Raw genomic sequence first — 18766 nt, forward strand, 5'->3', positions numbered from 1 at the left:
TTTCTTCTGGGCGCACGCCGATCATGGCGGGCAACTGGAAGATGAACCTCAACCACCTCGAGGCCATCGCGCACGTCCAGAAGCTCGCCTTCGCCCTGGCCGACAAGGACTACGAGGCCGTCGAGGTCACCGTCCTGCCGCCCTTCACCGACCTGCGTTCCGTGCAGACCCTGGTCGACGGCGACAAGCTCAAGATCAAGTACGGCGCCCAGGACCTCTCGGCGTACGACTCCGGCGCCTACACCGGCGAGATCTCCGGTCCGATGCTGGCCAAGCTGAAGTGCACGTACGTGGTCATCGGCCACTCCGAGCGCCGGCAGTACCACGCGGAGACCGACGAGATCGTGAACGCCAAGGTCAAGGCCGCCTACAAGCACGGTCTGACCCCGATCCTGTGCGTCGGCGAGGAGCTGGAGGTCCGCGAGGCGGGCAACCACGTCTCCCACACCCTCGCCCAGGTCGAGGGCGGTCTGAAGGACGTCACGGCCGAGCAGGCCGAGTCGATCGTGATCGCCTACGAGCCCGTCTGGGCCATCGGCACCGGCAAGGTCTGCGGTTCCGGGGACGCCCAGGAGGTCTGCGCCGCGATCCGCGCCAAGGTCGCCGAGCTGTACAGCCAGGAGCTGGCCGACCAGGTCCGTATCCAGTACGGCGGCTCCGTCAAGGCCGGCAACGTGGCCGAGATCATGGCGCAGGCCGACATCGACGGCGCGCTGGTCGGCGGTGCCTCGCTGGACGCCGACGAATTCGTCAAGATCGTGCGCTTCCGCGACCAGTGAGGGGACCCGCGAGTAGGCGGTAGCGAGGATCCGTCGTACCCTTGCGGGGCCGAAACTGTTATCAGGAGCGTGTTCCGAGCTCCGGTCCCGGTTTCGGCCCCGCAGTCCATCCGTATCCGAGGAAGTTGGTCCAGCCGTGGTTCTGGGGTTCTCGATCGCCCTGATCGTCTTCAGCCTGCTGATGATGCTGCTGGTGCTGATGCACAAGGGCAAGGGCGGCGGCCTCTCCGACATGTTCGGTGGCGGCATGCAGTCCTCCGTCGGCGGCTCCTCGGTCGCCGAGCGGAACCTGGACCGGATCACCGTGGTGATCGGTCTGCTGTGGTTCGCGTGCATCATCGTCCTCGGCATGCTGATGAAGACGAACAGCTGATCCGCGACTCGCACACACGCACAATCCGTACGTAAGGCCCCATGTTCGGTACGCGCACCTGAGCGCGGCCTATCATGGGGCTTGCGTCTAGGTGCGGGGGCGGTAACTCCCAACACTGGACGCGCGTTGGGCCTTACGTAGACTGAGGCGCTCGCAACGAAGCGACACGCCGACTCGCTTCGCGGCACCATCACGCAGGGAGTTACGACCGTGGCAAGTGGCAACGCGATCCGAGGTAGCCGGGTCGGGGCGGGGCCGATGGGCGAGGCCGAGCGCGGCGAGTCCGCGCCGCGTCTGCGCATCTCCTTCTGGTGCTCCAACGAGCACGAGACGCAGCCGAGCTTCGCCAGCGACGCGCAGGTGCCCGAGACCTGGGACTGCCCGCGCTGTGGCTTCCCGGCCGGTCAGGACCGGGACAACCCGCCGGACCCGCCGCGCACCGAGCCGTACAAGACGCACCTCGCGTATGTACGGGAGCGGCGCAGCGACGCGGACGGCGAGGCGATCCTCGCCGAGGCGCTCGCCAAACTGCGGGGCGAGATCTAGGAGTCGGGCCGGCCGGTGCCTGAGGGCGCCTGGCCGGAGTCTTCTCCGCGGCCGGCCCCGGGCCGTTGTCAGTGGTGCCCTCTACGGTTTGTGCATCGGCGCATCGTGAGGGGGCGATGATGACGGTTCAGGAGCGGGCGCCCGCGTGGCGCGGGGGATTCGGGCGGCTGTGGACGGCCGCCGTGGTCTCCCGGTTCGGGGACGCGTCACGGACGTCCGCGCTGCCCCTGCCGGCCGCGCGCCTGACCGACGATTCCCTCGCCATCGCCTCGGTGACCGCCTGCGGCTACGTGCCGTGGCCGCTGCTCGGCGGCGCCGTCGCGGACCGGGAGGACCGGCGGCGCGCCATGTGGGCCGTGGACACCGTACGAGGGCTGCTCGTCGCCGCCTTCGCACGCGCCGTGGTGCTCGGCCACGCCTTAGTCCCGCTGCTGCTCCTGCTCGCCTTCGCGCTGACCACGCTCCAGACGCTCTCCGACAACGCGTCCACGGCCGTGCTGTCCTCCCTGGTCCTCATCGGCTCCGTCCGCCACCTCGGCGCCCTCGTCACCGGCAGGCTGCTGCTCGGCGCGATGAAACATGGTGTGGACCGTCAACCAGGTCACGCTGATGCAGCAACGCGCACCCGAGTCGATGACCGGCCGGATCGCCGCCGCCTTCCGCACCTCCTCGACGTCCGGCGCGCCGCACGTCGCCGTCCTGTCCGGCCTGGCCGTCACCTCGTTGATACCGGTGCGCAAGCCGGACGTACCTGTTGTTGCGCCGCGGGACGGCGCGACAGCAGGCCGCGCCCCACGCTGATCAATTAGGTTGGAACGGCAGCGGGGCAGGCACGCAACAGGACAGGTGCAAGGAAGAAGGCTGAAAGTCGCACATGAACGCAGACGGCCGTACCAGGCTCAACCAGACGCCCGAGTGGACCGCGCTCGCCAAGCACCGGGAGGAGCTCGCCGACACCCATCTGCGGGACCTGTTCGCCGCCGACCCGGCGCGCGGCACGGGCTACACCCTCCAGGTCGGTGACCTCCACATCGACTACTCGAAGCACCTGGTCAACGACGAGACGCTGCGGCTGCTGCGCGAGCTGGCCGCCGCCACCGACGTCTTCGGCCTGCGGGACGCCATGTTCCGCGGCGAGAAGATCAACGTCACCGAGAACCGCGCCGTGCTGCACACGGCACTGCGCGCCCCGCGTGACGCGGTGATCGAGGTCGACGGCGAGAACGTCGTACCGCAGGTGCACGCGGTCCTGGACAAGATGAGCGGCTTCGCCGATCGCGTCCGCTCGGGTGCCTGGACCGGCCACACCGGCAAGCGCATCAAGAACGTGGTCAACATCGGGATCGGCGGCTCCGACCTCGGCCCCGCGATGGCCTACGAGGTGCTGCGCAGCTTCGCCGACCGCGACCTCACGGTCCGCTTCGTGTCCAACGTCGACGGCGCCGACCTGCACGAGGCCACCCGTGACCTGGACGCGGCCGAGACGCTGTTCATCGTCGCCTCGAAGACGTTCACCACGATCGAGACGATCACCAACGCCACCTCGGCCCGCAACTGGCTGCTCGGCGAGCTGGAGGCCGGTCAGGACGCCGTCGCCAAGCACTTCGTGGCCCTGTCGACCAACTCCGAGAAGGTCGCCGACTTCGGCATCGACACGGCCAACATGTTCGAGTTCTGGGACTGGGTCGGCGGCCGCTACTCCTACGACTCCGCCATCGGCCTCTCGCTGATGATCGCCATCGGCCCGGACCGCTTCCGCGAGATGCTCGACGGCTTCCACCTGGTCGACGAGCACTTCCGCACCGCCCCCGCCGAGTCCAATGTCCCGCTCCTGCTGGGCCTGCTCGGCATCTGGTACGACAACTTCCACGACGCCCAGTCGCACGCGGTCCTGCCGTACAGCCACTACCTGTCGAGGTTCACCGCGTACCTCCAGCAGCTGGACATGGAGTCCAACGGCAAGCACGTGGCGCGGGACGGCAAGGAGGTCGACTGGACCACCGGCCCGGTCGTCTGGGGCACGCCCGGCACCAACGGGCAGCACGCGTACTACCAGTTGATCCACCAGGGCACGAAGCTGATCCCGGCGGACTTCATCGGCTTCGCCGAGCCGGTCGCCGAGCTGAGCGGTGAACTCAAGGCGCAGCACGACCTGTTGATGGCGAACTTCTTCGCCCAGACCCAGGCGCTGGCCTTCGGTAAGACGGCCGAGGAGGTCCGCGCGGAGGGCGTGCCGGAAGAGCTGGTCCCGCACAAGACCTTCAAGGGCAACCGCCCGACGACCACGATCCTCGCCCGCGCACTGACCCCGTCGGTCCTCGGCCAGCTCGTCGCCCTCTACGAGCACAAGGTGTTCACCCAGGGCGCCGTCTGGAACATCGACTCCTTCGACCAGTGGGGCGTGGAGCTCGGCAAGGTCCTCGCCAAGCGCGTCGAACCGGCACTGACGGAGGGCGCGGAGGTGCCCGGCCTGGACGCGTCGACGAAGGCCCTGGTGGCCAAGTACCGGGAGCTGCGCGGGCGTTAGGCCCGGACATGGAAGAACCCGTACGGCCACCGGGCCGTACGGGTTCTTCACAGGTTCCTTCAGGGCTTCGTCACGGCGAAGCCGGCGGGTACAGCGACCGAGGCAGTTGGGCTGCCGCTGCCGCGTCCAGGAGCCAGAGGGTGCGCTGGCGGCCCCGGGCGCCCGCTGCCGGGGCCTGGATCTCGCCCGCGCCCGAGAGGGCGATGGCGACGGCCTCGGCCTTGTCCTCGCCCGCCGCCAGCAGCCAGACCTCGCGGGCCGAGCGGATGGCGGGGAGGGTGAGGGAGACCCGGGTCGGCGGTGGCTTCGGGGAGCCGTGGACGCCCACCACCGTGCGTTCCGTCTCCCGGACCGCGGGCAGCTCCGGGAAGAGCGAGGCCACGTGGGTGTCCGGGCCGACGCCCAGCATCAGGACGTCGAAGGTCGGCACCGAGCCGTGGTTTTCCGGGCCGGCCGCGCGGGCCAGCTCCGCCGCGTAGGACTCGGCCGCCGCCTCCACGTCCGCGCCCCAGGGGCCGTCCGACGCGGGCATGGCGTGCACACGCTTCGGGTCCACCGGGACCTGGTCGAGCAGGGCCTCGCGGGCCTGGGTGTCATTGCGCTCCGGGTCGCCCTCGGGCAGGAAGCGTTCGTCGCCCCACCACAGATCGAGCCGGCCCCAGTCGATGGCGTCCCGGGCCGGGGCCGCCGCGAGAGCCGCGAGCAGGCCGTTGCCGTTGCGGCCGCCCGTGAGGACCACGGACGCCTCGCCCCGGGAGGCCTGGGCGTCCACGATCTTCGTGATCAGGCGGGCCGCGGCGGCCTGCGCCATCAGCTCCTTGTCGTGGTGCACGACCAGCTGGGGGGTGCTCATGGTGCCTTCACCCTCTTCTTCAGCGGTTCCTTCGCCGCCGCCTCGGGCGCGGCAGCTTCCGGAGCAGCGGCTTCGGCGGCCGGTTCTCCTTTGGCCGACGGCTCGGGGGCCTGGGCGGCCGGACTGGCCTGGGCCTGGGCGACCGGAGCAGCCTGCGCGGCCGGAGCCTCCCGTACCGGTTCCGCGGCCGGCGAGGCCGACGCGTTCAGCCGCTCCACGCCGAACCGCAGCGCCGAGGCGTACGTGTCGTCCGGGTCGAGCCGCCGCAGCTCCTCCGCGATGAGCTCGGCCGTCTCCCGCCGCTTCAGCGCCACCGCGCGGTCCGGCTGGCCGTCGATGGACAGCGTTGCCAAGGAGCCGTCCGCGCGGTCCAGCGCGATCGGACCTTCGCTGGTCTGCATACGCACCGCCGTGAGGCCCGGGCCGGACGAGAGGGAGCGCTTCACGGGGACGTCCAGCCGGTCCGCGAGCCACATCGCCAGCAGCTCGCAGCTCGGGTTGAACTCCTCGCCCTCCACCTCGACGGCCCTGACCTCGCAGACCACCTGGTCCAGGGCCGCCGCCAGCATCGAGCGCCAGGGCGTGATCCGGGTCCAGGACAGGTCCGTGTCGCCGGGGGTGTAGGCGTCCGCGCGGGCGGACAGCTCCCGTACCGGCTGTTCGGAGGAGTAGGTGTCGGTGACCCGGCGCTGGGCGAGGGCGCCCAGCGGGTCCCTCGCCGGGTCGACGGGGGCGTTCACCGGCCACCAGGCGACGACCGGCGCGTCCGGCAGCAGCAGCGGCAGTACGACCGAGTCGGCGTGGTCGGCCACCTCGCCGTACAGCCGCAGGATCACCGTCTCGCCGGAGCCCGCGTCCGCGCCCACCCGGACCTCGGCGTCCAGGCGGGACGTCGTACGGTCGCGGGGGGAGCGGGAGACGCGCCTGATGACGACCAGCGTGCGCGAGGGGTGCTCGTGCGAGGCGTCGCCGGCGGCCTTCAGGGCGTCGTACGCGTTCTCCTCGTCGGTGACGACGACGAGGGTGAGCACCATGCCCACGGCGGGTGTGCCGATGGCCCTGCGGCCCTGTACCAGCGCCTTGTTGACCTTGCCGGCCGTGGTGTCCGTGAGGTCTATCTTCATGGCCGGCGCCAGCTCCGTCCGTCTCGTGCGAGCATCTCGTCGGCCTCGGCGGGACCCCAGGTGCCCGACGGGTACTGGGCGGGCCTGCCGTGCTGGTCCCAGTAGTCCTCGACCGGGTCGAGGATCTTCCAGGACAGCTCGACCTCCTCCGTGCGCGGGAAGAGGTTGGCGTCGCCGAGCAGCACGTCCAGGATCAGACGCTCGTACGCCTCCGGCGAGGACTCGGTGAACGACTCGCCGTAGGCGAAGTCCATCGAGACGTCCCGGATCTCCATGGAGGTGCCCGGCACCTTGGAGCCGAAGCGGACCGTGATGCCCTCGTCGGGCTGGACGCGGATGACGACCGCGTTCTGCCCGAGTTCCTCGGTGGCGGTGTGGTCGAAGGGGGAGTGCGGAGCCCGCTGGAAGACCACCGCGATCTCGGTGACCCGGCGGCCCAGCCGCTTGCCGGTGCGCAGGTAGAACGGCACGCCGGCCCAGCGGCGGTTGTCGATCTCCAGCCTCACGGCCGCGTAGGTGTCGGTCTTCGACTTGCCGTCGATGCCGTCCTCTTCGAGGTAGCCGATGACCTTCTCGCCGCCCTGCCAGCCGGCCGCGTACTGGCCGCGCACGGTGTGCCTGCCCAGGTCGTCCGGCAGGCGTACCGCGCCGAGCACCTTCTCCTTCTCGGCGGCCAGCGCGTCCGCGTCGAAGGAGGCGGGCTCCTCCATCGCGGTCAGGGCCATCAGCTGGAGCAGGTGGTTCTGGATGACGTCACGGGCGGCGCCGATGCCGTCGTAGTAGCCGGCCCGGCCGCCGATGCCGATGTCCTCGGCCATGGTGATCTGGACGTGGTCCACGAAGGACCGGTTCCAGATCGGCTCGAACATGGTGTTGGCGAAGCGCAGCGCCAGGATGTTCTGGACGGTCTCCTTGCCGAGGTAGTGGTCGATCCGGAACACCTGATCCGGTTCGAACACCTCGTGCACGACCTTGTTGAGCGCCTCGGCCGACTTCAGGTCGTGGCCGAAGGGCTTCTCGATGACCGCGCGCCGCCAGGAGCCGCCGCTCTGGTCCGCCAGGCCGTGCTTCTTCAGCTGCTGGATGACGACAGGGAAGGAACGCGGCGGGACGGACAGGTAGAAGGCGAAGTTGCCGCCGGTGCCCTGCGCCTTGTCCAGCTCCTCGATGGTGGAGCGCAGACGCTCGAAGGCGTCGTCGTCGTCGAAGGTGCCCTGGACGAAGCGCATCCCCTGGATGAGCTGCTGCCAGACCTCTTCGCGGAACGGGGTGCGGGCGTGTTCCTTGACGGCGTCGTGGACCTCGGCGGCGAAGTCCTCGTTGGCCCACCCGCGGCGGGCGAAGCCGACCAGGGAGAAGCCCGGCGGCAGCAGACCCCGGTTGGCGAGGTCGTAGACCGCGGGCATGAGCTTCTTGCGGGAGAGGTCGCCCGTGACGCCGAAGATGACCAGACCGGACGGCCCCGCGATACGCGGGAGCCGTCGGTCTGCGGGGTCACGCAGCGGGTTGCTGCTCGACAATTTAGCCCTCCGAGGGGGCCAGGCGCTCCAGCTCCGCCTGGGTCGACTTGAGCAGGTCGTTCCAGGAGGCCTCGAACTTCTCGACGCCCTCGTCCTCCAGAACCTGGACCACGTCGTCGTACGAGATGCCCAGCCGCTCGACGGCGTCGAGGTCGGCGCGGGCCTGCTCGTAGGTGCCGGTGATCGTGTCGCCGGTGATGCCGCCGTGGTCCTCGACCGCGAGGAGGGTGGCCTCCGGCATGGTGTTCACGGTGTTCGGCGCGACCAGGTCGTCGACGTACAGGGTGTCCTTGTACGACGGGTCCTTCACACCGGTCGACGCCCACAGCGGACGCTGCTTGTTGGCGCCCGCACTCTCCAGCGCGCTCCAGCGGGAGGTCGAGAAGACCTCCTCGTACGCCTGGTAGGCGAGCCGGGCGTTGGCGACGGCGGCCTTGCCGCGCAGCGCCTTGGCCTCGTCGGTGCCCAGGTCGTTCAGGCGCTTGTCGATCTCGGTGTCCACACGGGACACGAAGAACGACGCCACCGAACGGATGAGCGAGAGGTCCAGGCCGCGCTCCTTGGCCTTCTCCAGGCCGGAGAGGTAGGCGTCCATGACCTCGCGGTAGCGCTCCAGCGAGAAGATCAGCGTGACGTTGACGCTGATGCCGAGGCCGATGACCTCGGTGATCGCCGGCAGACCCGCCTTGGTGGCCGGGATCTTGATGAGCGTGTTGGGGCGGTCCACCAGCCAGGCCAGCTGCTTGGCCTCGGCGACGGTCGCCTTGGTGTTGTGCGCCAGGCGCGGGTCGACCTCGATCGACACCCGGCCGTCCTGGCCGACGGTCGCGTCGTACACCGGGCGCAGGATGTCGGCGGCGTCGCGGACGTCCGCCGTGGTGATCATGCGGACGGCCTCTTCGACGGTCACCTTGCGGGCAGCGAGGTCCGAGACCTGCTGCTCGTAGCCGTCACCGGACGAGATCGCCTTCTGGAAGATCGTCGGGTTGGTGGTGACGCCCACGACGTGCTGCTGGTCGATCAGCTCGGCGAGGTTGCCGGACGTGATCCGCTTGCGCGACAGGTCGTCCAGCCAGATCGCGACGCCCTCCTCGGAGAGGCGCTTGAGTGCGTCTGTCATGGAATTACATCTCCTACGTGTCGTATATGAGCGTCAGCGCTGGGCGGCGGCGATGGATTCCCGGGCCTTGGCGGCCACGTTCTCGGCAGTGAAGCCGAATTCGCGGAAGAGCACCTTGCCGTCTGCGGAAGCACCGAAGTGCTCCAGGGAAACGATGCGGCCGGCGTCCCCGACGTACTTGTGCCACGTGAGGCCGATACCCGCCTCGACCGACACACGCGCCCTGACGGACGGCGGCAGCACGCTGTCCCGGTACCCCTGGTCCTGCTCCTCGAACCACTCCACGCACGGCATGGAGACGACCCGGGTGGGCACGCCGTCGGCCTCGAGCTGCTCGCGCGCCTCGACGGCGACGTGCACCTCGGAACCGGTGGCGACGAGGATGACCTCGGGGGTGCCGTTCGACGCCTCGAAGAGGACGTAACCGCCCTTGACCGTGTCCTCGTTGGACTCGTAGACCGGGACGCCCTGGCGGGTCAGCGCGAGACCGTGCGGGGCGCCCTTGCCGAAGACCTTGGTGTAGCGCCTGAGGATCTCGCGCCAGGCGATCGCGGTCTCGTTGGCGTCGGCCGGGCGGACCACGTTCAGGCCCGGGATGGCGCGCAGCGAGGCGAGGTGCTCGACCGGCTGGTGGGTGGGGCCGTCCTCGCCGAGACCGATGGAGTCGTGGGTCCACACGTACGTCACCGGCAGGTGCATCAGCGCCGACAGTCGCACGGCGTTGCGCATGTAGTCGGAGAAGACGAGGAACGTACCGCCGTAGACACGGGTGTTGCCGTGCAGGGTGATGCCGTTCATCTCCGCGGCCATGGAGTGCTCGCGGATACCGAAGTGGATGGTGCGGCCGTAGGGGTTCGCACCCGGCAGCGGGTTGTCCGCCGGCAGGAACGAGCTGTCCTTGTCGATGGTCGTGTTGTTCGACCCGGCCAGGTCGGCGGAGCCGCCCCACAGCTCGGGGATCACGGCACCGAGCGCCTGGAGCACCTTGCCGGAGGCCGCGCGGGTGGCGACGCCCTTGCCGGGCTCGAAGACCGGGATCTTCTCCTCCCAGCCCTTGGGCAGCTCGCCCGCGGCGATGCGGTCGAAGTCGGCGGCCCGCTCGGCGTTGTTGTCACGCCACAGCTGGAACGACTTCTCCCACTCGGCCTTGGCGGCGGCACCGCGCTCCCCGGCCTGCCGGGTGTGGGCGATGACCTCCTCGGCGACGTCGAAGGACTTCTCCGGGTCGAACCCGAGGACCCGCTTGGTGGCCGCGACCTCGTCCGCGCCGAGCGCCGAGCCGTGGGCGGCCTCGGTGTTCTGCGCGTTCGGGGCGGGCCAGGCGATGATCGAGCGCATCGCGATGAAGGACGGCTTGTCCGTCACCTTCTTCGCGGCCTCGATCGCGTTGTAGAGCGCGTGCGGGTCCAGGTCGCCGTCCGGCTTCGGGACGACGCGCTGGACGTGCCAGCCGTACGCCTCGAACCGCTTGACGGTGTCCTCGGAGACGGCCGTCTCGGTGTCGCCCTCGATCGAGATGTGGTTGTCGTCCCACAGCAGGACCAGGTTGCCGAGCTTCTGGTGGCCGGCCATCGAGGACGCCTCGGCGGAGATGCCCTCCTGGAGGCAGCCGTCACCGGCGATGCAGTAGACGAAGTGGTCGAAGGGGGACTCGCCCTGCGGCGCGTCCGGGTCGAACAGGCCGCGCTCGTAGCGGGAGGCCATGGCCATGCCCACGGCGTTGGCGACACCCTGGCCGAGGGGGCCGGTGGTGGTCTCCACGCCCTTGGTGTGGCCGTACTCCGGGTGGCCCGGGGTCTTCGAGCCCCAGGTGCGGAAAGCTTCGAGATCTTCCAGCTCCAGGCCGAAGCCGGCCAGGTAGAGCTGCGTGTAGAGGGTCAGCGACGAGTGACCGGCGGACAGCACGAAACGGTCGCGGCCCACCCAGTCGGGGTCGGACGGGTCGTGCCGCATCACCTTCTGGAAGAGGGTGTACGCGGCCGGCGCCAGGCTCATCGCCGTACCCGGATGGCCGTTGCCGACCTTCTGTACGGCGTCGGCGGCCAGGACGCGGGCGGTGTCGACGGCCCGCTGGTCCAACTCGGTCCAGTCGAGGTCTGTGGTGGTCGGCTTGGTGCTCACCCTGGGTCAGGGCTCCTCTCCACATGTTCGGTTACCGGTCCACGGGCACACGCCCACACCGGCTGCCGGTGCACTGGGTGCCCACCGGCCGCTGTCGAGCCTACCCCCGTAAGGACGTGCGTTTTTTCGAGTGTTTCCAGACTGCCGGGCCTTGCGGGGATCCGCCTCCCGACTGGCCGGGAAGGCGTGTCGGCACGTGAATCCAGTTGAATACGCAGCCGCTCATCTGACTGCTCAACCGAGCCCTCTCCCGGCTCTCCCGAGACGCCTGCCAACACGACCCCACCCCCGCGAAGGTCGAGGTATGGGCAACGTCTAAAGTGGCGTGGTACGCGCGAGCCTTTACCGGGACTTCACACGGGGAGGCTTGCTGGGATGTCTCTGTCAGGGGTGTGCGTGACGGCCGTCGAATCCCGTCCAGCGGGGGTGCTCGGTGCGAGCGAGAGCCCGAGCCACCGGCCGTTCGGGGCCCGTGTCAAAGCTTTCGTGGCGCTGACCAAGCCACGGATCATCGAGCTGTTGCTCATCACCACCGTTCCGGTGATGTTCCTGGCTCAGCAGGGCGTGCCCGACCTGACGCTGGTGTTGCTCACCTGCGTCGGCGGTTATCTCTCCGCGGGCGGCGCCAACGCGCTCAACATGTACATCGACCGGGACATCGACGCACTGATGGACCGCACCTCGCAGCGCCCACTGGTCACCGGCATGGTCAGTCCGCGCGAGTGCCTCGCCTTCGGCATCACCCTGGCGGTCGTCTCCACCCTGTTGTTCGGTTTCACCGTCAACTGGCTGAGCGCCTGGCTGTCACTCGGAGCGCTCCTCTTCTACGTCGTCGTCTACACGATGATCCTCAAACGCCGTACCTCGCAGAACATCGTGTGGGGCGGCATCGCCGGCTGTCTGCCGGTGCTGATCGGCTGGTCGGCCGTCACCGACTCCATGTCGTGGGCGCCGATCATCCTCTTCCTCGTCATGTTCTTCTGGACGCCGCCGCACTACTGGCCGCTGTCCATGAAGGTGAAGGACGACTACGCGCGCGTGGGCGTGCCGATGCTGCCGGTCGTCGCCTCCAACAAGGTGGTCGCCAAGCAGATCGTCGTCTACAGCTGGGTGATGGTCGTGGTCTCCCTGCTCCTGACCCCCCTCGGCTACACCGGCTGGTTCTACACGCTGGTCGCCCTGGTGGCGGGCGGCTGGTGGCTGTGGGAGGCGCACGGGCTGCAGAACCGCGCGAAGGCCGAGGTGACGGGCGGAAAGCTCAAGGAGATGCGCCTGTTCCACTGGTCCATCACCTATGTGTCGCTGCTGTTCGTGGCGGTGGCCGTGGACCCCTTCCTGCGCTGACCCCGAGCGGGCCCACATCACACCGCCCTGCCCTCGCCAGTCGATCTACTCGTGAGTAGCATCCTGCTCATGGCAGACACGCAGCAGGTTGACCAGAAGGCCGAGCGCAAGGTCGCGCGCCTCGCCAAGCAGATCAGCGGCTTCGCCAAGGCCCACGGCGGCGCCGAGGGCCAGGTGGCCTACATCGGCGAACGCGGCGCCCGCATCGTCCTCGTCGGCGAGGACGGCGGCTGGGGGGACCTGGTGGCCCCGAGCACCGAGATCGCCCAGCAGGCGGTGGAGAAGGCGGGCATCACCGTCCACGAGTCCTTCGACGGTGAGTTCGCGGCGAAGGTGACGACCGGGTCGTACGAGTGGAAGCGGATGGCCGGCATTCAGATCGGCGGCTGAACAACGCGTCCCAAAGGGGGGCGGGGCTGTATCGATCTGCGGCTCCGCCGCGTGGGCGCGAGCAGCCCCCACCGACCGGTGGCCGAAGAACGGCCGCACACCGCGACCTCCATCCCGGTTCACCCGTTAAGACGGTCAAGCAGCCGTCCACCTCGGGGAGCCCGGATGATCGAAACGCCGTCCCTGGTGGATCAGTACTGCCACGGAGTGCTGCGTACGGAGCTCGGCCTGGGCACCTTCGAGACCCAGCTCGCCCGCACCGAAGGCCCCCCGGCCCCCGGCACCACCCTCTTCGACACCCAGACCGGTTTCGCGGTACGGCGCTGGTGCCCCCCGCTCCTCGGCCTGGAACCCCACTGCCCGCCCGCCCGCTACCTCGCTCGGCGCCGTGAACTCGGTGTCCTGGAGGCGGGCCGGCGCCTGCTGCGCGGCAGCGGCATCACCACCTACCTCGTCGACACCGGCCTCCCCGGCGACCTCACCGGCCCCGCGGAGCTGGCGTCCACCGGCGCCGCCCAGGCCAGGGAGATCGTCCGGCTGGAGCTTCTGGCCGAGCAGGTCGCCGACACCTCCGGGACCGTCGAGTCCTTCCTCGCCAACCTCGCCGAGTCGGTGCACGGCGCGGCGGCGAACGCGGTCGCCTTCACCTCCGTCGCCGGCTTGCGGCACGGCCTCGCGCTGGCCCCCGAGCCGCCCGGACCCGGTGAGGTGCGAGGCGCCGCGGGCCGCTGGCTGGCGGCCCGCCGGGTCGGCGGCGAACTGACCGACCCGGTTCTCCTACGGCACCTGCTGTGGATCGCCGTGGCCTCCGGTCTCCCGCTCCAGCTGCACGCGGGCCTCGGCGAGCCCGGCGCCCGGATCGACCGTACCGACCCGGTCCTGCTGACCGAATTCGTCCGGGCCACCGCGGGCCTCGGCACCGACCTGGTCCTGCTGCACGGCTACCCCTACCACCGCCACGCCGCCCATCTGGCCGGCGTCTTCCCGCACGTCTACGCCGACTCGGGCGCGGCTCTGGTCCGCACCGGCGCCCGGGCCGCGACGATCCTCGCCGAGATCCTGGAACTGGTTCCCTTCGGCAAGATCCTCTTCTCCAGCGGCGCGCACGGCCTGCCCGAACTGCACGTCGTCGGCGCCCGCCTCTTCCGTGAGTCCCTCGCCCGGGTCCTCGGCACCTGGGTTGCCGAGGGCGCCTGGTCGCTCGGCGACGCACAGCGCGTGGCCAAGCTGATCGCGGCGGGCAACGCGAGGCGGGTGTACGGCCTGGACTGAGCCGCAGGGACCGGGCGCATGCCGACCGGGACCCCGCCGCCGTTGCCGCCGCCGGACCGGGAACCCGGCGACTTCGTCGAACGAGCGGGCCGACTGATCTCCCGGCGGGAGTCGCTCGACCTGCTGCCCGGCCTCGGTGCGCCCGCCCAGCGGTGGACGGCGCACAGGGCCCGGCTGACCCTGGACTACTGGGGGCCGGCCACCGACGCGCTCACGGTGTCGTACGACTGAGCGGGCAGACCGGCGGCCGTGACGTCGGCGCGTTCTCGCAGGGAGAGCAGGACGCGCAACACGCCGATCCACACCAGGCAGGAGCCGAACATGTGGAGGCCCACCAGGACCGTGGGCAGATGCGTGAAGTACTGGACGTAACCGATCACGCCCTGGCCGAGCAGGATCAGGAAGAGGTCACGGGTGCGGTCGCGCGGCCCCTGGGGTGCGTTGACGCCCCGTAGGAAGAACCAGAGCGCGAAGGTCAGCGAGACCACGATCCAGGCCAGGACCGCGTGCAGCTCGGCGACGCCCTCCCAGCTGACGTCGATGCGCTCCACCTCGCCGGAGTCGCCCGGGTGCGGTCCGGCGCCGGTCACCACCGTGCCCACCGCGATGAGCAGCAGCGACACGACCACCAGGGCCCACACCAGCTGCTGCACGGCCTTGCCGACCAGCGGACGCGGCTCCCCGTCGCCCTCGCGGGTGCGCTGCCACATCACCACCGCGACCGTGACGAGAACCGTCGCCAGCAGGAAGTGGGCGGCGACGGTGTACGGGTTGAGGCCGACCAGCACCACGATGCCGCCGAGGACCGCGTTGCCCATCACGATCCAGAACTGCGCCCAGCCCAGCCGGTTCAGGCTGCGCCGGTACGGCTTCTGGGACCGGGCGGCGATGATCGCCCAGCCGACCGCCGCGCACAGCACGTAGGTCAGCATGCGGTTCGTGAACTCGATGGCGCTGTGATAGCTCAGCGCGGTCGTCGGGGTCAGCGAGCCGCCGGTGCACTCGGGCCAGGTCGGGCAGCCGAGGCCCGACGCGGTGAGCCGGACCGCGCCGCCGGTGACCACGATGACCACCGACATGACGAGCGCGGCGAGGGCCGCGCGCCGGACGGTCCGGGGATCCGGGGTCCAGCGGTCGGCGATGAAGGCGAGCGGGTTGCGCACGGCCGCTACGGCGTCGGCGGGGGTCAGCTTTGGCACGGGCACCATGGTAGGGCGCCGCTTGTGCACGAATTCACGTGGGTGCCGGCTGTCGCGTTCGGACCGGTCAGCCGTCGGAACGCGGCGTCTCCAGCAGGCGCAGCCGGGTCCGGGCGCGCACGGTGAGCACGTGGTCGGCGCCGTACGCCGCCTCGTAGCGCCGTACGGCCGCCCGCAGCAGATCGACCGCGCCGTCCCGGTCGTCCTGTGCGTGCAGCGTCTCGGCGAGATCGGCTTCGGCATCGGCCACGTACGGGTGGTCGGGGCCCATCGCGGCCTCGGCCATCCGGCGGGCCTCGTCGAGAACGTCGTACGACTCGCCGGGCGCCCCCGTGTCGCGGTGCAACCGTCCGAGGCGGATCAGGGTGCCGACCACGTCGGGGTGGTCGCCGAGCGGTTCGCGGACCTTCAGGGCGCGTCGCAGGGCCGCGTGGGCCTCGTCGGTCCGGCCGAGTCGGCGCAGGCTCTCGCCGAAGTGGTTGTCGACGTCCGCGACGGCGGGGTGCTCGGTGTCGTACGTCTCGGTGAGCAGGGCGCGTGCGCGGACCAGATGGTCGTGTGCCTGCTGTGGCTCCTCGCGGTCGAGGGCGATGAGCGCCAGGTGTTTGCGCGCGCCCGCCAGATCGGCGGGCCCGGTGGCCGGGTCCCGTTCCCGCAGGGCCAGGGCACGGGTGTAACAGTCGTTCGCCGCGTCGAGGGCGCCCCGGCGCCAGTGGGCGTCGCCGAGGACCATCAAGCAGTCGGCGATGCCGGGGTTCTCCTCGCCCAGGGCGGCCGTGGTCGCCTCCAGGGCCCGCTGGGCGGTGTCCAGGGCGGCCGCGTACTCGCCCTGTTCCCGCTGAATCCTGCTGAGATGGAGCAGCTGCCGGGCCACCCGGAGGTCGTCGGGGCCGTGCAGGTCGGTGTACAGGCGCACGGCCCGCTCGGTGTGCCTGCGGGCGTCGTCCAGGGCGGCGAGGGAGTACTGGGTACGGCCGAGGGCCGCCAGGGTGTCCGCGAGGACCGAGCGGTCGCCCTCCGGGTGGGATTCCTGCGTCTCCAGGGAGCGGGCGAGCAGGTCCAGGGCGCGGGTGTAGTCGCCGCGCAGGTGCAGATAGGTGCCGGCGCGGTGCAGCAGGCGACCGAGGGCGGCGGGCTCGTCGGTGCCGCTCGCACCGCCGTGCCGGATCACCGCCAGCGCGTGCGGCAGCAGCCGGGCGCACCGCGGCCGGGAGTCCGGGTCGACCGGGTCGGCCGGGAAGGCCGACTCCACCAGCAGGACGGCCGCGTCCGCGTGCCGCCGGTGCTCGTCGGCGTCCAGGGTGGAGCGCAGATAGTCCTGGACCTGGCGGGAGACGCCCAGCTCGCCGTGGTCGTCGACGCGCACCAGCGAGTAGGAGACCAGGGGACGCAGGAGGGCGTTGACCGCGAGGTCGCTGCCCAGCCGGTCGCCCAGGGGCGGTGGCAGGACGCGGGAGTGGTCCGGCAGCAGGGAGCGCGGGACGCGGTCGGAGTCGAGGAAGGCGAGCAGCAGGGCGAGGGTGCGGGCTTCGGGCTGTTGCACACAGGCCCGGTGCAGGGACATCCGCCAGGTGGCGGTCATCTCCGGCTGGTACCAGGTCTCCTGGGACAGCAGCGGCGCCGCCGAGGGTTGCCGGTGCAGGACGCGCTCGAACTGGGCGAGGGTGGTGCCGGTCTCCTCCGTGTAGGCGGCGGCCTGTTCCAGGACCAGCGGGAGGTGGCCGAGGGCACGCGCCACGGTACCGGCGGTGGCGGCCGGGGTCAGCCGGTCGTGGCTGCGTCTGCGCAGGAACTCCACGGCGTCCGCTTCCTGGAACACGACACCGGCCGTGCTGTCATGCCTGCTCCTCGGTTCCCTCGGACGCTCACTCCCAGCGGAAGAACCGCCCCGCCGCCCCCAGCCCCGCCACCGCCCACACCGCGAGGATCCCCAGGTCCTTCCACGGCATCCCGGCGCCGTGCTGGAGTACGTCCCGGAGCCCGTCCGACAGGGCGGAGACGGGCAGCAGGCCCAGGATCTCCTGTCCGGTCGAGCCGAACTTGTCCAGCGGGACGATGACCCCGCCGCCCACGAGGAGCAGCAGGAACACCAGGTTGGCGGCCGCGAGCGTCGCCTCTGCCTTGAGGGTGCCCGCCATCAGCAGGCCGAGGCCGGAGAACGCGGCCGTGCCGAGGGCCAGCAGGAGCAGGACGGCGAGCACGCCGGTGGATGTCCCGGCGCCGTGCGGGGACCAGCCGAGGGCCAGGGCGATCACCGTCAGGAGGATCACCTGGAGGATCTCCGTGACCAGGACCGACGCGGTCTTCGCGGCCATCAGGCCCCAGCGGGGGAGCGGCGAGGAGGCGAGGCGCTTCAGGACGCCGTAGCGGCGCTCGAAGCCGGTCGCGATGGCCTGGCCGGTGAACGCCGTGGACATGACGGCGAGGGCGAGGATGCCGGGGGCGAGGAAGTCGACCGCCTTGCCGGATCCGGTGTCGACGATGTCCACCGAGCTGAAGAGCACGAGCAGCAGCGTCGGGATCACGACCGTCAGCAGCAGCTGTTCGCCGTTGCGCAGCAGCATCCTGGTCTCCAGGGCCGCCTGCGCCGCGATCATGCGGGGGAGCGGGGCGGCACCCGGCTTCGGGGTGTAGGTGCCCGTCGCGGTGGTCATGAGCGCAGCTCCTTGCCGGTCAGCTCCAGGAAGACGTCCTCCAGCGTGTGGCGTTCGACCGAGATGCGGTCCGGCATCACCCCGTGCTGCGCGCACCACGAGGTCACCGTCGCCAGCAGCTGGGGATTGACCTTGCCCATGACCCGGTAGGAACCCGGCGTCAGCTCGGCGGCCGAGGAGTCCGCCGGGAGCGCCTTGAGCAGCGAGCCGACGTCGAGGCCGGGGCGGCCGGAGAACCGCAGGGTGTTCTCGGCGCCGCCCTTGCACAGCTCCTCGGGGGAGCCCTGGGCGATCACCCGGCCGGCGTCGATGATGGCGACGTCGTCGGCGAGCTGCTCGGCCTCTTCCATGTAGTGAGTGGTGAGAATGACCGAAACGCCGTCGGTGCGCAGGTCCCGCACCAGGTCCCAGGTGGCCCGGCGGGCCTGCGGGTCGAGCCCGGCGGTCGGCTCGTCGAGGAAGACCAGTTCCGGGCGTCCGACCACGGCCATGGCGAGGGCGAGGCGCTGCTGCTGACCGCCGGAGAGCCGCCGGTACGAGGTACGCCCGCAGCCGCCGAGGCCCAGTCGCTCGATCAGCGCGTCCACGTCCAGCGGATCCGCGTGCAGCTTCGCCACGTGCCGCAGCATCTCGTCCGCGCGGGCGCCGGAGTAGACACCGCCGGACTGGAGCATCACGCCCACTCTGGGGCGCAGCTCGGCGGACTGGCGTACGGGATCGAGGCCCAGGACGCGCACCGAGCCGGAGTCCGGCCTGCGGTACCCCTCGCAGGTCTCGATCGTCGTCGTCTTGCCCGCGCCGTTGGGTCCGAGTACGGCGGTCACACCCGGCCGGGCCACCAGGTCGAGGCCGTCCACGGCGGTTTTCGTGCCGTACCGCTTCACCAGGTCCCGCACCTGGACCACGGGCTCACTTCGCATGGGGACAGAGTCTAGGTACGGCTG

The 18766-nt window shown here is 70.6% G+C and carries 18 protein-coding genes; 9 read left to right on the forward strand and 9 right to left on the reverse strand.

Features of this window, described 5'->3' with window-relative positions; genetic code table 11:
- Nucleotides 1–23: 23 nt before the first annotated feature.
- From tpiA to pgi, 5 genes are all read left to right on the forward strand, one after another.
- On the forward strand, nucleotides 24–779 hold the full coding sequence (gene tpiA, locus AB0D59_RS22575) for a triose-phosphate isomerase (RefSeq protein WP_362568536.1): 756 nt from the start codon (nucleotides 24–26) through the stop codon (nucleotides 777–779).
- Between the two features lie 142 nt (nucleotides 780–921).
- Nucleotides 922–1152, forward strand: a complete 231-nt coding sequence (gene secG / locus AB0D59_RS22580) for a preprotein translocase subunit SecG (RefSeq protein WP_351733361.1) — start codon at nucleotides 922–924, stop codon at nucleotides 1150–1152.
- 210 nt (nucleotides 1153–1362) lie between these two features.
- Nucleotides 1363–1698, forward strand: a complete 336-nt coding sequence (locus tag AB0D59_RS22585; protein ID WP_362568048.1) for an RNA polymerase-binding protein RbpA — start codon at nucleotides 1363–1365, stop codon at nucleotides 1696–1698.
- Between the two features lie 116 nt (nucleotides 1699–1814).
- A complete protein-coding gene (locus AB0D59_RS22590) occupies nucleotides 1815–2507 on the forward strand; it encodes a hypothetical protein (protein ID WP_362568051.1) in 693 nt (230 codons plus the stop codon).
- A 65-nt stretch (nucleotides 2508–2572) separates the two neighbouring features.
- Nucleotides 2573–4225 carry a glucose-6-phosphate isomerase gene (pgi, locus tag AB0D59_RS22595; protein WP_362568053.1) on the forward strand — a complete coding sequence of 551 codons (1653 nt, stop codon included), beginning with the start codon at nucleotides 2573–2575 and terminating at the stop codon, nucleotides 4223–4225.
- Between the two features lie 70 nt (nucleotides 4226–4295).
- Here the strand turns inward: pgi and pgl are convergent, their stop codons facing one another.
- The 5 genes from pgl to tkt are packed head-to-tail and all read right to left on the reverse strand — an operon-like array spanning nucleotide 4296 to nucleotide 10963.
- Nucleotides 4296–5078 (reverse strand): 6-phosphogluconolactonase, encoded by a 783-nt coding sequence (pgl, locus tag AB0D59_RS22600; protein WP_362568056.1) that lies wholly within the window; start codon nucleotides 5076–5078, stop codon nucleotides 4296–4298.
- Entirely contained in the window at nucleotides 5075–6202 is a 1128-nt protein-coding gene (gene opcA / locus AB0D59_RS22605; protein ID WP_362568059.1) for a glucose-6-phosphate dehydrogenase assembly protein OpcA, read from the reverse strand. The genes pgl and opcA overlap by 4 nt, the downstream gene beginning before the upstream one ends.
- Nucleotides 6199–7722 carry a glucose-6-phosphate dehydrogenase gene (gene zwf / locus AB0D59_RS22610; protein WP_362568062.1) on the reverse strand — a complete coding sequence of 508 codons (1524 nt, stop codon included), beginning with the start codon at nucleotides 7720–7722 and terminating at the stop codon, nucleotides 6199–6201. The genes opcA and zwf overlap by 4 nt, the downstream gene beginning before the upstream one ends.
- Before the next feature lies 1 nt (nucleotide 7723).
- Entirely contained in the window at nucleotides 7724–8842 is a 1119-nt protein-coding gene (gene tal / locus AB0D59_RS22615) for a transaldolase (RefSeq protein WP_362568065.1), read from the reverse strand.
- Between the two features lie 33 nt (nucleotides 8843–8875).
- On the reverse strand, nucleotides 8876–10963 hold the full coding sequence (tkt, locus tag AB0D59_RS22620) for a transketolase (RefSeq protein WP_362568068.1): 2088 nt from the start codon (nucleotides 10961–10963) through the stop codon (nucleotides 8876–8878).
- Between the two features lie 390 nt (nucleotides 10964–11353).
- Between tkt and AB0D59_RS22625 the strand changes: the two genes are divergently transcribed.
- The 4 genes from AB0D59_RS22625 to AB0D59_RS22640 all read left to right on the forward strand — a co-directional run bounded on the left by AB0D59_RS22625 (nucleotide 11354) and on the right by AB0D59_RS22640 (nucleotide 14200).
- The gene (locus tag AB0D59_RS22625; protein ID WP_362568539.1) at nucleotides 11354–12307 is read left to right on the forward strand and encodes a heme o synthase; all 954 of its coding nucleotides are present in this window, start codon (nucleotides 11354–11356) and stop codon (nucleotides 12305–12307) included.
- A gap of 69 nt (nucleotides 12308–12376) precedes the next feature.
- A complete protein-coding gene (locus AB0D59_RS22630) occupies nucleotides 12377–12697 on the forward strand; it encodes a hypothetical protein (RefSeq protein ID WP_362568071.1) in 321 nt (106 codons plus the stop codon).
- Between the two features lie 165 nt (nucleotides 12698–12862).
- Nucleotides 12863–13969 (forward strand): amidohydrolase family protein, encoded by a 1107-nt coding sequence (locus AB0D59_RS22635; protein WP_362568074.1) that lies wholly within the window; start codon nucleotides 12863–12865, stop codon nucleotides 13967–13969.
- A gap of 18 nt (nucleotides 13970–13987) precedes the next feature.
- Nucleotides 13988–14200 carry a hypothetical protein gene (locus AB0D59_RS22640; RefSeq protein ID WP_362568077.1) on the forward strand — a complete coding sequence of 71 codons (213 nt, stop codon included), beginning with the start codon at nucleotides 13988–13990 and terminating at the stop codon, nucleotides 14198–14200.
- Here AB0D59_RS22640 and AB0D59_RS22645 read toward each other — a convergent pair.
- The 4 genes from AB0D59_RS22645 to AB0D59_RS22660 are packed head-to-tail and all read right to left on the reverse strand — an operon-like array spanning nucleotide 14155 to nucleotide 18742.
- Nucleotides 14155–15177, reverse strand: a complete 1023-nt coding sequence (locus AB0D59_RS22645) for a COX15/CtaA family protein (protein WP_362568080.1) — start codon at nucleotides 15175–15177, stop codon at nucleotides 14155–14157. The genes AB0D59_RS22640 and AB0D59_RS22645 overlap by 46 nt on opposite strands.
- A 58-nt stretch (nucleotides 15178–15235) precedes the next feature.
- Nucleotides 15236–16987 (reverse strand): tetratricopeptide repeat protein, encoded by a 1752-nt coding sequence (locus AB0D59_RS22650; RefSeq protein ID WP_362568083.1) that lies wholly within the window; start codon nucleotides 16985–16987, stop codon nucleotides 15236–15238.
- Between the two features lie 46 nt (nucleotides 16988–17033).
- Complete coding sequence (locus AB0D59_RS22655) at nucleotides 17034–17822, reverse strand: ABC transporter permease (protein ID WP_362568086.1); 789 nt, start codon at nucleotides 17820–17822, stop codon at nucleotides 17034–17036.
- Nucleotides 17819–18742, reverse strand: coding sequence for an ABC transporter ATP-binding protein (locus tag AB0D59_RS22660; RefSeq protein WP_362568088.1), 924 nt, complete (start codon nucleotides 18740–18742; stop codon nucleotides 17819–17821). The genes AB0D59_RS22655 and AB0D59_RS22660 overlap by 4 nt, the downstream gene beginning before the upstream one ends.
- Nucleotides 18743–18766: the final 24 nt, after the last annotated feature.

Source organism: Streptomyces sp. NPDC048417 (assembly GCF_040651615.1).
Lineage (GTDB): Bacteria > Actinomycetota > Actinomycetes > Streptomycetales > Streptomycetaceae > Streptomyces.